Genomic DNA, 627 nt, shown 5'->3' with positions numbered 1-627 from the left:
AATCATGATCGTATTAACACAAAAAAAATGGGTATGCAGTTGCATTGCATTCATAACGCTTACCCTCTCACTACAAGCACAAGAAGTTATTATTCCTGATACTAAATTTAAACAAGCATTATTACGAAATCACAATATTGATACCAATAACAACGGTAAAATAGAAGTTAGTGAAGCTCAGGCATATACAGGCCGCATAAGAGTTTCTGGCGGTCCAATATTTAATCTTATTGGTATTGATGCTTTTAAAAATATTATAGGCTTATCGATTAGAAAAACTAGTATCAGAGAAATCGATCTAAGTAAAAACACCAAGTTAGAATCACTTGATTTTTATAAAAATTATAAAGTAACTAATTTAGATCTAAGCAAAAACACCAAGTTAAAAAATATATTCTGTAAAAGAAATAACCTAGAATCACTAACAATACTTAGCCGTGATTTGATCGAATTAAATTGTAATAATAATAAGTTAAGTAGCTTGTTTTTACCTAATAGTCGGAAATTAAAAAAATTATTTTGTAGATATAATAAGATAACCGAACTAAAACTAAGCAGACAAAAAGAATTAGAAGAATTATTTTGTAATCATAATGAACTAACACAATTAGATATAAGTAACAGTAC

General features: G+C 27.4%; 1 pseudogene. It reads left to right on the top strand.

The window, feature by feature from the left end:
• Nucleotides 1–627: pseudogene (locus Z054_RS32045) on the top strand (hypothetical protein); the annotation flags it as partial.

Origin of the sequence: Aquimarina macrocephali JAMB N27 (assembly GCF_000520995.1) — a bacterium.
Classification (GTDB): domain Bacteria; phylum Bacteroidota; class Bacteroidia; order Flavobacteriales; family Flavobacteriaceae; genus Aquimarina; species Aquimarina macrocephali.
Note: the sequence above shows the minus strand (reverse complement) of the source record. Positions and strands in the feature narration are given on the sequence as shown.